General features: G+C 63.1%; 12 protein-coding genes. 2 read left to right on the top strand and 10 right to left on the bottom strand.

Annotated elements, in window-relative coordinates; translation table 11 throughout:
* From ISS20_RS18065 to ISS20_RS18105, 9 genes are all read right to left on the bottom strand, one after another.
* Nucleotides 1-890 (bottom strand): acyl-CoA dehydrogenase family protein (locus ISS20_RS18065; protein WP_291438315.1); only part of this gene is annotated, 890 nt, incomplete at its 3' end.
* A 157-nt stretch (nucleotides 891-1,047) separates the two neighbouring features.
* Entirely contained in the window at nucleotides 1,048-2,223 is a 1,176-nt protein-coding gene (locus ISS20_RS18070) for an acetyl-CoA C-acyltransferase (RefSeq protein WP_291438316.1), read from the bottom strand.
* Between the two features lie 41 nt (nucleotides 2,224-2,264).
* Nucleotides 2,265-4,364 (bottom strand): 3-hydroxyacyl-CoA dehydrogenase NAD-binding domain-containing protein, encoded by a 2,100-nt coding sequence (locus ISS20_RS18075; protein WP_291438317.1) that lies wholly within the window; start codon nucleotides 4,362-4,364, stop codon nucleotides 2,265-2,267.
* A gap of 190 nt (nucleotides 4,365-4,554) precedes the next feature.
* Nucleotides 4,555-5,250: an ABC transporter ATP-binding protein gene (locus tag ISS20_RS18080; protein WP_060987409.1), complete on the bottom strand. Its 696-nt coding sequence runs from the start codon at nucleotides 5,248-5,250 to the stop codon at nucleotides 4,555-4,557.
* A gap of 1 nt (nucleotide 5,251) precedes the next feature.
* Nucleotides 5,252-6,037, bottom strand: a complete 786-nt coding sequence (locus ISS20_RS18085; RefSeq protein WP_015014388.1) for an ABC transporter ATP-binding protein — start codon at nucleotides 6,035-6,037, stop codon at nucleotides 5,252-5,254.
* A 2-nt stretch (nucleotides 6,038-6,039) separates the two neighbouring features.
* The gene (locus ISS20_RS18090) at nucleotides 6,040-7,362 is read right to left on the bottom strand and encodes a branched-chain amino acid ABC transporter permease (protein ID WP_291438318.1); all 1,323 of its coding nucleotides are present in this window, start codon (nucleotides 7,360-7,362) and stop codon (nucleotides 6,040-6,042) included.
* A gap of 4 nt (nucleotides 7,363-7,366) precedes the next feature.
* Nucleotides 7,367-8,320, bottom strand: a complete 954-nt coding sequence (locus ISS20_RS18095; protein ID WP_291438319.1) for a branched-chain amino acid ABC transporter permease — start codon at nucleotides 8,318-8,320, stop codon at nucleotides 7,367-7,369.
* A gap of 83 nt (nucleotides 8,321-8,403) precedes the next feature.
* Nucleotides 8,404-9,636 (bottom strand): branched-chain amino acid ABC transporter substrate-binding protein, encoded by a 1,233-nt coding sequence (locus tag ISS20_RS18100; RefSeq protein WP_108499645.1) that lies wholly within the window; start codon nucleotides 9,634-9,636, stop codon nucleotides 8,404-8,406.
* Nucleotides 9,637-9,820: 184 nt separating this feature from the next.
* On the bottom strand, nucleotides 9,821-11,464 hold the full coding sequence (locus ISS20_RS18105; protein WP_291438320.1) for a 3-(methylthio)propionyl-CoA ligase: 1,644 nt from the start codon (nucleotides 11,462-11,464) through the stop codon (nucleotides 9,821-9,823).
* A 288-nt stretch (nucleotides 11,465-11,752) separates the two neighbouring features.
* Between ISS20_RS18105 and ISS20_RS18110 the strand changes: the two genes are divergently transcribed.
* Nucleotides 11,753-12,439, top strand: coding sequence for a Crp/Fnr family transcriptional regulator (locus ISS20_RS18110; RefSeq protein ID WP_056063530.1), 687 nt, complete (start codon nucleotides 11,753-11,755; stop codon nucleotides 12,437-12,439).
* 46 nt (nucleotides 12,440-12,485) lie between these two features.
* Here ISS20_RS18110 and ISS20_RS18115 read toward each other — a convergent pair whose 3' ends face one another.
* Nucleotides 12,486-14,165, bottom strand: coding sequence for a carboxylesterase family protein (locus ISS20_RS18115; RefSeq protein ID WP_291438322.1), 1,680 nt, complete (start codon nucleotides 14,163-14,165; stop codon nucleotides 12,486-12,488).
* A 269-nt stretch (nucleotides 14,166-14,434) separates the two neighbouring features.
* On the opposite strand from ISS20_RS18115, the gene ISS20_RS18120 reads away from it, so the two are divergent.
* Nucleotides 14,435-15,459: AraC family transcriptional regulator (locus tag ISS20_RS18120; protein WP_291438321.1), on the top strand; the 1,025-nt coding region annotated here is incomplete at its 3' end.

Genomic DNA, 15,459 nt, shown 5'->3' on the forward strand with positions numbered 1-15,459 from the left:
CCCACTGCGCCTGCCTGGCCGTCCACGGGGTACTTGCCCTCACCAAAGTTCAGCAGCGTGTTGGTGGTGCCGCGCCAGCCCAGCTTGTGGTTCAGGCCCGCCAACGCCACGTCATTGCGCACGCCGGTCAGTTGGCCTTCTGTATCCACCAGTTTCTTGGGCACGATGAACAGCGAAATGCCCTTGGTGCCCGGAACCAGCTTGCCGTCAGGGCCTGGGATCTTGGCCAGCACCAGGTGCACGATGTTTTCGGTCAACTCGTGGTCGCCGGAGCTGATCCACATCTTGTTGCCCTTGAGGCGGTAGCGCGGACCCAGCGGGTCGTTCTCAAAATTTGCCCCATCCGGCACGGCGCGCGTCGCCACATCCGACAGGGACGAGCCCGCTTGCGGCTCCGACAGGCACATGGTGCCCGACCAGCGGCCGTTGAATTCATTGAGCGCAAACACCTGCTTTTGCAGATCGGTGCCGTGCACCATGAGCAGGTTGGCGTTGCCCGAGGTCAGCAGGTTGGAGCCGATGCTGATCGACGCGGCCGCAAAGAAGCTGTTGGCCGCAGCCTCCACCGTGTAGGGCAGCTGCATGCCGCCAATGTCGTAGTCCTGCGCGGCGCTCAGAAGGCCCGACTCGGCGTAGGCACGGCGCGCTTCGTGGGTGGCCTGCGGCAGCACCACGCGCAGGGTGCCATCGGGCTCGGTCTCGGTGCGGGGTTCTTCGGTGTCCACCACGCGGTTGAAGGGGGCGTACTTCTCGCGGGCGATGCGCTCGGAGGTATCGAGCACCGCGTCGAAGGTTTCGCGCGAGTGGTCCGCAAAGCGCTCGCGGGCTTGCAGCTTCTCGGCGTCGAGCCACTGGTACAGCAAGAAATCGACGGTAGGGCGTAGGCTCATGGCATTTACATTCAAAATGGCTTCCAGCGCTTATCCATCAAACGCTAGCAGCTATAAAAAGAGGAGCTTCACAGTCCATAAAAAAACCCCGGTACAGCATCACTCAACACAGTGGCACTGCACGCGGGGTTGTCCCGGTCGCGAAACCGCTGCGGGGTCAGAACACTTCAAAGATACCCGCAGCGCCCATGCCGCCGCCAATGCACATCGTTACGCACACCTTCTTGGCGCCACGGCGCTTGCCTTCGATGAGGGCATGGCCCGTGAGGCGCTGGCCTGACACGCCGTAGGGGTGACCCAGGGCGATGGCGCCGCCGTTCACGTTCAGACGGTCCGCCGGGATTCCCAGCTTGTCGCGGCAGTACAGCACTTGCACAGCAAAGGCTTCGTTCAACTCCCACAGGTCGATGTCCTGCACCGTGAGGCCCAGCTTTTTCAGCACCTTGGGCACGGCAAACACGGGGCCGATGCCCATTTCGTCAGGCTCGCAACCGGCCACCGCAAAGCCGAGGAAACGGCCCAGGGGCTTGAGGCCCTTCTTGCTGGCGTACTCTTCGCTGGCGATCACGCAGGCGCCGGCGCCGTCGGAGAACTGGCTGGCATTGCCGGCCGAGATCAGGCCACCTGGCAGCGCAGAACGCAGGCCACTGATGGCCTCCACCGTCGTGCCTTCACGCGTGCCTTCGTCGCGGCTCACCGTCACTTGCTTGGTGATCAGGCCCAGGGTCTTGTCAGCCACACCGGCCGTCACCGTGATGGGGGCGATTTCTGCATCGAACAGACCGGCAGCCTGTGCCGCACAGGCCTTTTGCTGGCTGACCGCACCGTATTCGTCCATGGCTTCGCGGCCGATGTTGTAGCGCTTGGCCACCTGCTCGGCGGTCTGCAGCATGCTCCAGTAGATCTCGGGCTTTTGTTTGGCCAAAGCCAGGTCCTGGATCATGTGCAGGTTCATCTCTTGCTGCACGCAGGAGATGCTTTCGACACCACCGGCCACGAACACATCGGCTTCTCCAGCGATGATGCGCTGGGCCGCCATGGCAATGGTCTGCAGGCCCGACGAGCAGAAGCGGTTGACCGTCACGCCGGAGGCGGTGATGGGCAGGCCGGCCTTCAGGGCGATCTGGCGCGCGATGTTGCTGCCGGTGGCGCCTTCGGGTGTGGCGCAACCCATGATGACGTCGTCCACGTCAGCGCCGTCGATGCCGGCGCGCTGTACGGCGTGCTGCACTGCATGGCCGCCCAGAGTGGCGCCGTGCGTCATGTTGAACGAACCCTTCCAGCTCTTGGCGAGTGGCGTGCGGGCGGTGGAAACAATCACTGCGGAGGTCATGTGAATTCCTTTGATTCTTTAGATGGGTGCACGCGTGCGGCTTACTGGAAGGCCTTGCCTTCGGCGGCCAGCTTGGCCAGCAGCGGAGCGGGCTTCCAGAACGCTGCGTCGTCCAGCGGGTTCTTGGCAAAACGGTCCATGGCCTGCACCACGTTGAACAGACCCACTTCGCTGGCGTAGTGCATGGGGCCGCCACGGTGGATGGGGAAGCCGTAGCCGGTCAGGTACACCATGTCGATGTCGCCGGACTTGCTGGCAATGCCGTCTTCCAGGATGTGCGCACCTTCGTTGACCAGAGCGAACACCAGGCGCTGCACGATTTCTTCGTCCGAAATCTTGCGCGGCGTGATGCCGAGTTCCTTGCGGTGGTCTTCGATCATCTTGTTGACCAGGTCGCTCGGGATCGCATCGCGCTTGCCGGCCTGGTAGTCGTACCAGCCTGCGCCGGTCTTCTGGCCGAAGCGGCCCAGCTCACACAGCTTGTCGGCAGTGCGGCTGTACTTCATGTCGGCGCGCTCGACAGCGCGGCGCTTGCGGATGGCCCAGCCGATGTCATTACCAGCCAGGTCGCCCATGCGGAACGGGCCCATGGCAAAGCCGAACTTCTCGATGGCCTTGTCCACCTGCTGGGGCGTGCAACCCTCATCCAGCAGGAAGCCGGCCTGGCGGCTGTACTGCTCGATCATGCGGTTGCCGATGAAGCCATCGCACACGCCCGAGACCACCGAGGTCTTTTTGATCTTCTTGCCGATGGCCATAACGGTGGCCAGCACGTCCTTGGCGGTCTCCTTGCCACGCACCACTTCCAGCAACTTCATCACGTTGGCGGGGCTGAAGAAGTGCATGCCCACCACGTCCTGCGGACGCTTGGTGAAGGCGGCGATCTTGTCCACGTCGAGCGTAGAGGTGTTGGAGGCCAGGATGGCGCCGGGCTTGGCCACGGCGTCGAGCTGCTTGAACACCGCTTCCTTCACGCCCATTTCTTCGAACACGGCCTCGATGATCAGGTCGCAGTCCTTGAGGTCGTCGTAGCTCAGCGTGGTGCTCAGCAGGGCCATGCGCTGCTCGTACTTGTCCTGCTTGAGCTTGCCCTTCTTGACCTGGGCTTCGTAGTTCTTCTTGATCGTGGCCACGCCACGGTCCAGGGCTTCCTGCTTCATTTCCAGAATCTTGACGGGGATGCCCGCGTTCAGGAAGTTCATGGAAATGCCGCCGCCCATGGTGCCCGCGCCAATCACGCCCACCAGCTTGATGTCACGCTTGGGGGTGTCGGATGCGACGTCAGGGATCTTGCTCGCCGCACGCTCTGCCATGAACAGGTGGCGCAGTGCGCGCGACTCAGGCGTCCACATCAGGTTGATGAAGATCTCACGCTCGACCAGCATGCCTTCGGCAAACTTCTTCTTGGTGGCGGCTTCGACTGCGTCGACGCACTTGGCAGGCGCGGGGAAGTTCTTGGCCATGCCCTTGACCATGTTGCGCGCGAACTGGAAGTACGCATCGCCTTCGGGGTGCTTGCAGGGGAAGTTGCGCACCAGGGGCAGAGGACGGGCATCGGCCACGCTTTGTGCAAACGCCAGGGCTTCTGCCGCCAGCGACTCGGCCGACGCGGCCATCTTGTCGAACAGCTTCTGGCCGGGCACACCCGCAATCATTTCGCTCTTGACGGGCTCGCCGCTCACGATGAGGTTGAGCGCGGCTTCGACACCGATCACGCGGGGCAGGCGCTGCGTGCCGCCTGCGCCGGGGATCAGGCCCAGCTTGACTTCGGGCAGCGCGATCGAGCAGCCAGGCGCGGCAATGCGGTAGTGGCAGCCCAGGGCCAACTCCAGCCCGCCGCCCATGGCGACACTGTGCATGGCGGCCACGACGGGCTTGGCCGAATTTTCGATGGCGGCAATCACCGACAGCAGGTTGGGCTCTTGCAGCGACTTGTCGGTGCCGAACTCCTTGATGTCGGCGCCGCCAGAGAACGCACCACCGGCACCGGTGATCACGATGGACGTGACCACTGCATCGGCATTGGCACGGCCAAGGCCGTCCACGATGCCCTGGCGGGTCGCCAGACCGAGTCCGTTGACGGGAGGGTTGGCCATGGTGATCACGGCAACGGAGCCGTGGACTTTGTATTCAGCGGTCATGGTGCTGTTGTTCCTTGGAAAGTGAAAAAGAACGATCGTGCGTTTTTATTGTAGAGACTTCAAACCCATTTGGCGTGTCAATTTGTCCCGGGCGGGACAAGGGGGTTTGCAGCGCAACATTTGGGAGCGCAAAAAAAGAGGCGCCTTCAGATATCGGGCACCTCTTTGAGCCATGGCTTTTCAGAAATCGTCAGACTTCAAGCCACTCTTTGCGGATGTAGCTGTCGGCCCGCAGGCTGTCCGGTGTGCCCTGGAACACGATGGAGCCATGCCCCATCACCAGTGCACGGTCAGAAATCTTCATCGCGATGGTCAGCTTCTGCTCGATCAGCAGCACCGAAATGCCGCGCGACTTGATGGTCTGCAGGTACTGGCCTACCAGCTCGACGATCTTGGGCGCGAGACCCTCTGTGGGCTCGTCAATGATGATCAGGTCGGGGTCGCCCATCAGCGTGCGGCACAGCGTCAGCATCTGCTGCTCACCGCCCGACATTACACCCGCCTCGGTGTGCTGGCGCTCCTTGAGGCGGGGGAACATCTCGTACATGTCGTCGAACGACCAGCGGCTGTTCTTGCCACTGCCCTTCTGGCCGAGCATCAGGTTCTGGTGCACGGTGAGGTTGGGGAACACATCGCGGCTTTCCGGCACGTAGCCCACCCCCAGGTGCGCAATCTCGTAGGCCTTTTTGCCGTTGAGGTCCTGCCCCTTCCAGTTGAGGGTACCTTCCCAGTCCACCAGACCCATGATGGCCTTGGCGGTAGTGGAGCGGCCCGAACCGTTGCGCCCCAGCAGGGCCACGATTTCACCGGGTTGTACGTCGAAGGTCACGCCATGCAGCACATGGCTCTTGCCGTAATAGGCGTGGAGATTTTCGATTTTCAGCATGTCAGTGTCCCGCCCCTTGCTCGTCCGCAACGACCGAGCCCAGATAAGCCTCTTGTACGCGCTGGTTGGCGCGCACCTTGTCGGGCGTGTCAAAGGCAATCACCTCGCCATACACCACCACAGCGATCTTGTCGGCCAAGCCAAACACCACGCCCATGTCGTGCTCCACCGTCAACAGCGTGCGGCCTTCGGTCACTTCCTTGATGAGGTGGATGAAGCGTGAGGTCTCGGTCTTGCTCATGCCGGCCGTCGGTTCGTCCAGCAGGATCACATTGGCACCGCCCGCGATGGTGATGCCAATCTCCAGCGCGCGCTGCTCAGCGTAGGTCAGGTTCATCGCCAGCGTGTCGCGCTTCTTGTCGAGCTTGATCATCTCCATGAGCTGCTTGGCGCGCTCGTTGGCATCGTGCAGGTTCGACAGGAAACGCAGGAACGTGTACTTGTAGCCCATGCTCCACAGCACGCCGCAGCGCAGGTTTTCGAACACCGACAGCTTGGGAAAGATGTTGGTGATCTGGAAGCTGCGCGAGAGCCCTCGCCGGTTGATCTCGTACGGTGCCATGCCGTTGATGCGCTGGCCGTTCAGGATCACGTCGCCGCTGGTGGGCGCAAAGCGCCCGCTGATCAGATTGAACAGCGTGGACTTGCCCGCACCGTTGGGGCCGATGATGGCCACCCGTTCGCCGGGCGCTACGGCCAGGTTGGCCCCACGAATGATCTCGGTCTTGCCAAAGCTCTTGCGCAGGTCGCGCAGTTCGAGCGCATAGGTTGCGTTGTCAGCCGCCATGGTTACAAAGCCTCCCCGCGCTTGATTTCATGTTCTATTTCTTCCTGGATCCTGCCCCACTGGCGCACAAACTGGCGGCGGCAGAGTTCAAACAGGGCAAAGCCCGTCACCATCACAAACACCGCGCCAAACCAGCTGGTCAAGCCCTTGGCGTTGAGCGTGGCCCCCAGGAAGGTCAACTCTGGCCCCAGCGCCGCATTGAGCTGCAGGTGGTAAGTCATCTCGATCATGCAGGCCGCGCCCATCACCCCCACCAGGGCAGTACCGCCCAGCGCGAGGTACGACGCCCACAGCTGGCGCAACTTGCCAAACTTGGCCAGGCGCAGGTTCATCATGATCAGGCTGGCCACGCCGCCAGGCGCGTACATCACCATGAACAGGAACACCAGGCCCAGGTACAGCAGCCAGGCCTTGGACAGCTCGGACAGCAGCACCGAGGCCAGCACCAGCAGCACCGCACCAATGATGGGGCCGAAGAAGAAGGTGGCACCGCCCAGGAACGTGAACAGCAGATAGCCACCCGAGCGCACAACGTTCAGGCTGTCGGCACCCGTCACGATCTCGAAATTGATCGTGGCCAGACCACCACCGACGCCGGCAAAGAAGCCCGCGATGATGAAGGCGAAGTAGCGCACCCGCTGCGTGTTGTAGCCAATGAACTCCACACGCTCGGGGTTGTCGCGCACCGCATTCAGGATGCGGCCCAGCGGCGTACCGGTGAAGGCAAACATCGCCGCCGTGCACACGAAGCAGTAAGCAGCAATCAGGTAGTACACCTGAATGGCAGGCCCGAAGGTGATGCCGAAGAACGACTGGCCGTACACGCGGTCGGTGGTGATGCCGCCCTCACCCCCGAAGAACTCGGGAAACATCAGCGCCATCGAAGCCACGAGCTCGCCGATGCCCAGGGTGATCATGGCGAAGGTGGTGCCTGACTTCTTGGTCGTGACAAAGCCCAGCAAGATGGCAAAGAATGCCCCGGCGAGCCCCCCCACGATGGGAATCAGCACCAGCGGAATGCCGAAGCTGCCTTTGCTTGCCATGTTCATGGCATGGATGGCGATGAACGAGCCCAGCCCGGTGTACACGGCATGGCCGAAGCTCAGCATGCCGCCCTGCCCCAGCAACATGTTGTAGGACAGGCAGATGATGATGAGGTAGCCGATCTGCGAGAGCATGGTCAGCGCCAGGCTGCTGCGAAACAGCATGGGTGCCACGATCAGTGCTGCTGCGAACAGCGTCCAGATGACGAAGCGCCCGACATTCCAGGGCTTGAACCGGTAGTGCGACGTGGCACTGGAAACAGGATGAGTGGTTGAATTCATGGCATCAGTCCTCCCGCGTGCCCAAAAGGCCCTTGGGGCGGAAGATCAGGATCAGCACGAGGAACAGGTACGGCAGGATGGGTGCCACCTGGGAAATCGTGAGCTTGAGCAAGGGATAGCCGAAGGTCTGGTCGGTCACGGCCACGCCCACGGCCTTGAAGACGTGGATCAGCGAGTAGTCCAGCGCCACAGCAAATGTCTGCACCACGCCAATCAGCAGCGACGCGATGAAAGCCCCGGCCAGCGAGCCCATGCCGCCCACCACCACCACCACGAAGATGATGGAGCCCACGGACGCAGCCATGGCAGGTTCGGTCACGTAGGTGTTGCCACCGATCACGCCTGCGAGGCCCGCCAGCGCAGCACCGCCACCAAACACCAGCATGAAGACACGCGGTACGTTGTGGCCCAGCGCCTCCACCATTTCCGGGTACTTGAGAGCCGCCTGGATCACCAGGCCAATACGGGTGCGTGTAAGCAGCAGCCACACCGAGACCAGCATCAGCATTGCCACCAGCATCACAAACGAACGGGACTTGGGAAACTGCGTGCCGTACAGCGAGAACAGCGGGCCCTGCAATTGCTCAGGCAGGCCGTAAGGCACTGTGGAGCGACCCCAGACCAGCTGCACGACCTCCAGGATCAGGTACGACAGCCCGAACGTGACCAGCAGCTCGGGTACATGGCCAAACTTGTGCACCCGGCGCAGGGCATAGCGTTCAAACGCAGCACCCAGCACAAACACCACGAGCGGTGCCAGCACCAGCGCAGGCCAAAAGCCCACCACCCCGGAGATGGTGAACGCGAAATAGGCACCCAGCATGTAGAAGCTGGTGTGCGCAAAGTTGAGCACGCCCATCATGCTGAAGATCAGCGTGAGGCCGGAACTCAGCATGAACAGCAGGAGCCCGTAGCTCACGCCGTTCAGCAAAGAGATCACGAAAAACTCAGGATTCATTGGAATTTTTCATCACGGAGGGAAAAAAAAGGCCCGAGTAGGTCGGGCCTCGAAGTTCTGGCGCCGAAACGCCAGCGCCGGATTTAGGGACGCTTCATCTGGCACGACGTGGGCGTGCTGGCCACGTAGGGCTCGTAGTACTTCAGGGGCACGAAGGTGTAGCCGGTGTTCTCCGAGTCGATGGGGTACTTGCCGCCGGCTTTTTCCCACTTGGAAATGAACAGGCCCTGCTGCAACTGGTGGTCTGTCTTGCGCATCTCGACTTCACCATTGAAGCTCTTGAACTTCATGCCTTCAAACGCGGCAGCCACCTTGACAGGGTCGGTGGACTTGGCCTTTACGAAACCTTCGGACAGCATGGTGAAGGCGTGGTACACGGCGCCGGTGTACATGTCGTCGTTGAACTTCTTCTTGTAGTCCACCACGATCTGGTTCAGCGGGCCAGGCAGGTTCATGTGGGCATAAGCCACCATGTACACGCGGCCTGCAGCAGCGGAGCCCATGGCGGTGGGGCTGCCGGTGACAGAACCGTAGTAGGTGTAGAAGTTGACGTTGTTCAGGCCCGCGTCGTTGGCGGCCTTGATCAGCAGCGCCAGGTCAGAACCCCAGTTGCCGGTGATCACGCTGTCAGCACCCGACGCCTTGATCTTGGCGATGTAGGGCGAGAAGTCGCGCACCTGGGCCAGGGGGTGCAGGTCGTCACCCACAAACTGCACGTCGGGGCGCTTGCGCTGCATCATCTCCTTGGCGAACTTGGAGACCTGGTGGCCGTGTGAGTAGTTCTGGTTGATCAGATAGACCTTCTTGACCTCTGGCAGGTCCTTCATGTAGGTCGTCAGGGCTTCCATCTTCATGGAGGTGTCAGCATCCAGACGGAAGTGCCAGTAGCTGCACTTGCTGTTGGTGAGGTCTGGGTCCACGGCCGCGTAGTTCAGGAACAGGACTTCCTTGCCGGGATTGCGTGCGTTGTGCTTTTCGAGCGCGTCCATGATGGCAAGCGCCGGACCGGAGCCGTTGCCCTGCACCACATAGCGTGCACCCTGGTCCATGGCCGAGCGCAAAGCGCTGGTGGTTTCCTGGGGGCTGAGTTTGTTGTCGATGCCGATGATTTCAAATTTGACGCCTGCAGGGTTCTTCTTGTTGAACTCTTCAGCGATGAACTGGAAGCTCTTGAGCTGGTTCGTTCCCACTGCCGCCATCAGGCCAGACAGGGGGTCGAGCCAGGCGATTTTCACCGTCTCGCCCTTTTGAGCGAAGGCTCCGCCAGCGCTTGCCAAGATTACCGAGGCTGCTACAGCCTTAATAGCGAACTTCATGCTTTTGTCTCCTTGTAAATCGACACAACGCAGCGTACCGCGTTGCAACAAAGCGATGCTCAGGGATTGCCCCTACCAGCGTCGCACACGTGACTGGCGCAGCGCTCCCCCGAGCGCGCACCAGCCTGGGGCAATGCAAATAATGGCGCTCGCAAGCGATGCGCGCACATGCATTGCCCCCTGATCACAGGCCGGGAAGCTTGTAATCCTTGAGCTGCTCACGCAGTTTGGTCTTGAGCATCTTGCCCGTGGCACCGATTGGAATGGCATCGACAAACACCACGTCATCGGGGATCTGCCACTTGGCCGTCTTGCCTTCGTAGAAGGCCAGCAGCTCTTCGCGCGTCACCTCGGTGCCCGGCCGCTTGACCACGGCGACGATGGGGCGCTCGTCCCACTTGGGATGCGGCATACCCACACACGCCGCCATGGCAATTGCGGGGTGGGCCATCGCAATGTTCTCGATGTCGATGGAGCTGATCCACTCGCCACCGGACTTGATCACGTCCTTGCTGCGGTCGGTGATCTGCATGAAGCCATCGGCGTCGATGGTGGCCACGTCACCCGTGGGGAACCAGCCCCGGCCCTGCGCGTCGCGCACCAGCGGGTCACCGCCCTCGCCCTTGAAGTAGCTGCCCACGATCCAGGGGCCCTTGACCAGCAGGTCGCCATAGGTCTTGCCGTCCCAGGGCAGCTCGTTGCCGTCGCCACCCACGATCTTCATGTCCACGCCATAGATCGCACGGCCCTGCTTCTGCAGGATCTTCATCTGCTCGTCCTTGGACATGACAAGGTGTTTGTTCTTGAGCGTGCACAGCGTGCCCAGCGGGCTCATCTCGGTCATGCCCCAGGCGTGCAGCACCTCCACGCCGTAGTCTTCCTTGAAGGCGTGGATCATGGCGGGCGGGCAGGCCGAGCCGCCAATGACCGTGCGGCGCAGCGTGGAGAACTTGAGGCCCGCAGGCTTCATGTGGCCCAGCATCATCTGCCACACGGTAGGCACGCCTGCGGCATAGCTGACCTTCTCTGCTTCTATCAGTTCGTAGATCGACTTGCCGTCCATCGCCGGGCCGGGGAACACCAGCTTGCAGCCGGTGAGCGCGGCCGAGTACGGAATGCCCCAGGCATTGACGTGGAACATGGGCACCACGGGCAGCACCGAGTCGCGGGCCGATAGGCACATCACATCGGGCAGCGCCGCAGCGTAGGCGTGCAGCGTGGTGGAGCGGTGGCTGTACAGCGCGGCCTTGGGGTTGCCTGTGGTGCCGCTGGTGTAGCACATGCTCGATGCAGAGTTCTCATCAAACTCGGGCCAGGCGTAGTCCGAAGACTGCGCGCCAATCCAGGCTTCGTAGCTGGTCAGGCCGGGAATGCCGGTGTCTGCAGGCAGCTTGTCGGCATCGCACAGGGCAACCCATTTCTTGACGGTGGGGCACCTGGCATGCACCGCTTGCACCAAGGGCAAGAAGGTGGCGTCAAAGCACATCACCTGGTCTTCTGCGTGGTTGATGATCCAGGCGATCTGGTCGGGGTGCAGGCGCGGATTGACGGTGTGCAGCACGCGGCCTGATCCGCTCACGCCGAAATACATCTCCATGTGGCGATAGCCGTTCCAGGCCAGCGTGGCCACCCGGTCGCTGAACTGGAGCTTCAGGTCATCCAGCGCGTTGGCCAGGCGGCGGGCACGTGCGGCGAGGTCGCGGTACGTGTAGCGATGGATGTCCCCCTCCACCCGTCGGGACACGATTTCGGCGTCGCCGTGGTGGCGTTCGGCGAATTCGATCAGCGACGAAATCAGCAATGGTTGACTCTGCATCAAGCCCAGCATGAATACTCCTTGGATGTTGTAGTGAATGGAACGGTCATCGTAGCGCGCGTATCGGCGTCCGGGTGTCGCCCGCGTCGTGCCCCCGCACGCCACTGGGGTGAAACCACGCACGCCACACCACCACACTGGCATGGCATCGGCGGCGGCACGGCTGCACCGTCGCCGGACCCCGTGAACCACAGCGGAGTGTGCGCCCGGCAGGCATGGCTGCCAACACTTGTCGTCCCACTGACAAAGGGCAAGGGAATACCCTGAACCGTCGGCACCGCTGCAGCGACAATCAGGCCCATGCTCTGCGCTGCCCCATCCGCCCAACGATTCATAGCCGCCCAGCCCTGGTTCGCGGGCCTGCCTGCCGCCATGCAGGAGCGGCTGCGCGAAGAGGTGTTTGCCGAGCAGGCCGACAAGGGCGCGGTGATGATGCCCGCCGGCAGCGCCGTGCGGGGCTGGCATGCGGTGCTGTCGGGTCTGGTGATGCTGCAGAGCCCCACCAGCAAGGGCCGGTCGTCCGCCTTCATCGGCGTACCTGACGGTGAATGGTTTGGCGAGGGCTCGGCCATGAAGCCCGAGCCCCGCCGGTACCACGTGGTGGCACTGCGCCCTACCACCCTGCTGTGCCTGCCCCTGCCGCTGTTTGCCACGCTGCGCGAGACCAGCCTGGCGTTCAACCAGTTCCTGGTGCTGCATCTGAACATGCGGCTGGGCCAGGCCATGACCATCATCGAAGCCGGGCGCACCCAGTCCACCGAGCACCGCGTGGCGCTGTACCTCAGCCGCCTGTTCTGGCGCAGCACCCGGCGGCTCAACCTCACGCAGGAAGAGCTGGGCCAGCTGGTGGGCCTGTCGCGGCAGACCGTGAACAAGGTGCTGCAGTCGCTGGAGGGCATGGGCATTGTGTCGCTGGACTTCGGGCGCGTGGCCATCGTGGACGACGAGGCGCTGAACGCATACCTCGCCGCCACGGCCGCGCACTGAACACCCGCATTCGGCCGAGGTCTGTTCGACATCTGTAGCACGAGGGTCATTGCACGCTCAGGCGCACCGCCTTCTGGTCTGCATCAAAGATGAACTTGCGGGGCCAGGGCTGCCAGGTCTGGCCCAGCGTGGCGTTGTTGGGATCGCCGGTGTGCACAAACGCACGCAGGCTGTCCATCATGGCCCGCGACAGGGCCAGGCGCCCCGGCTGGTTGGCGGTGCTGTTGGTCGCCTTCGCAAACACCGAGGGACCGAAGTTGCCAAACACAAAGGGCAGGTCGAACGCATGGGCCGCGCCGTACACATCGTTCCACGGTGCGGGCTGCTGGGCCCAGTTGAATTGGTAGTTCCACACATTGCTCTGCTGGCTGCGCAGGGCGTTCAGCAGGTTGTCGCGGCTGGTGCCAATGAACACATTGCCCAGCAGCTGGGTGCGTGCGTTGTAGCCCGTGCCCGGGGCTGTCACCGGCAGGTAAGACGCATCCAGAATGTCCGCCGCAGTGAGGGTGGTGGGGGCATCAGGGTCGAAGCGCTGCATCATCGCAAAGCGCTCGGCATCGCCGATCTTCATGCCGGGCTTGCCGCCCAGCAGCACCAGGAACGGGGCAAACAGCTTGCCCTCCTCGGCCGTGTAGCCAGACAACACAGGCACTTTCTGATAGCGGCCCGCAGAAATCTCCGTGATCGGATCGGCCGGAACCACCACACCGTCCGGGATCGGGCCAGAACCTGTCAGCCCCTTTGCCAGCACCGTCTGCAAAACGACCCGCGCATCCTTGCCACGCAGGTAGCTGGCCACCTGCGCGGGGGGCCAGCTGGCCACCAGGGTCTGGGCTTCGGGCAGGCCAGGTGCCAGGCCATCGGCCACGGCCAGATGCGCCAGCAACTGGCTGGCCTGTGTGGCGTAGCGGGAGACCGGGTTGAGTGTGGGAATGGACCCGGCGGGCAGGTTCGACGCCAAGGAGATCCCGCCGCTGATCGGTACCAATTTGTGGAACAGCCCGGTGGCCTGCGGTGCGGTCAGCAGCGCCAAGGCATTGATGGCCCCCGCCGACTGCCCCATCAACGTGACGTTGCCCGCATTGCCGCCAAACCGGGCGATGTTGCCCTGGACGAACCGCAGCGCCTGCACGACGTCCAGCAGCGCGTAGTTGCCGGTATAGGTGCTGCCGCCTGCGCTGCTTCCACTGCCGGTGTTGCCGGCATGCAGGGCGGGCAACTGCAGATACCCCAGCACATCAAGCCGGTAGTTGGCTGTGACCACGATGGCATTGGCCGACTTGGCCAGCGCGGCGCCGTCGTACACCGGGTCGGCGGTGTAGCCCGAGATGGCACTGCCACCGTGGATAAAGACCAGCACTGGCAGGTTGTCCTGCGCGGTGGCCGGACGCCAGATGTTGAGGGTCAGGCAGTCTTCGCTGCCCAGGGGGGTGTTGAGCGTCTGGCCAATGGTGTCGTCAAAACGGTTGTTGGCGCCCGGGCCGTAAATGCGGCCCATCTGCAGGCACGCACTGCCAAACCGGGTGGCGCTGCGCTCGCCCGTCCAGGCGGTAGGCTCCGCGGGCGGCTGCCAGCGCAGGGCACCTACAGGGGGTTGGGCATAGGGGACGCCCTTCCAGGCATAGGTGCCGCTGGTGGCGCTGTCATCCGTGCCGCGCACCATGCCGTAGCGGGTTTCGCGCAGTTCGGGCGGCGTACCGCCAGAACCACCACACGCCGTGGTCATCAAAGCGGCGAGGCATGCTGCGCCCCAGCGCAGGCTCTTTGCAAAATAGGCCATGTTGTTTGTCTCCTTCGGGGTTTTCAGGAATGGGGCGGGCCTGCAGAACGCATCACACTCGCGGGCGGGCCTGCAGAACGCATCACACTCGCGCCTGGAACCGACCTCGGCGCCGATTGTGGAAACGCCCGGCCCACAACCCACTATCGCAACCACACCAAAACAGTGACTTCAGAACACCACCCGCGCGTAAACCCTGAGACAGGGACTTGCCCATGAACCCGCTGCCGCAGCGCACCAGCTCTGCCGCCTGGGTGCGCGGCATTGCGGAGCTGTTTGCAGCCGAAGGACTGCCGGTGCAGGCCCTGTGCGCGCATGCCGACATCGACCTGGAGAGCCTGCAACACCCCCACACGCGCGTGGATGTGGACCGCGTCAGCCGCTTGTGGGAGGCCGCAGCCCAGCACTACGATCGCCCGGGGCTGGGCCTGGACCGCCAGCTGGCCGCGCGCTACGGCAAGCTGGACCTGGTGGGCCACGCACTGGCCTCGGGGCCCAACCTTCTCGAAGGCTTCAAGCACCTGGACCGACACATGGCGCTGATCTCGGACGCCACCACGTTCTCGATGGAGCGTGACCCGCGCGGCTACTGGATGGTGCTTAACCACATCGGCGCCTCGCGCCCCATACCGCGACAGCGGGTGGAGTTTGCGGTGCTGACCCTGCTGACGCTGTGCGACTGGCTCACCCGGCGCGACCTCACTGCCCTGGCCGTGGAGCTGCTCACCCCAGCGCCAGCCGACGATACGCGACACCGCGCTGCATTTGGCGTACCACCCCACTTTGGCCAGCCAGTAAACCGTTTCCTGATGGCCGAAGCCGACCTGCTGCAACCCATCCCCACCCACAACCCGAACCTGTGGGCGCTGCACGAGCAACTGGTAGAGGCCGAGCTGGGGCAGTTGGGCCCGTTGGGCCAATCGCTGGTCAGCGCCAAGGTGCGCACCGAGATATCGCGCATGCTGCACCTCGGTGAACCCCGCCGCGAGGACGTGGCTGCGCGCCTGCACCTCACCGATCGCACCTTGCAGCGCCGCCTGCAGGCAGAGTCAGTGAGTTTTCAGCAACTGCTGGACGACACCCGCAGCGAGCTGGCCCGCCAATACCTGGCCGACCCGCGCCGCAGCCTGGCCGAGGTGGCGGACCAGCTGGGTTTCAGCGACCAGAGCAACCTGTTTCGGGCCTGCAAACGCTGGTTTGGCATGCCACCAGGCCAATACCGCCAGCAGCTGCTGCAGCC

The organism is Acidovorax sp. (genome assembly GCF_016783915.1).
In the GTDB taxonomy this organism is placed as follows: Bacteria; Pseudomonadota; Gammaproteobacteria; order Burkholderiales; family Burkholderiaceae_C; genus Acidovorax.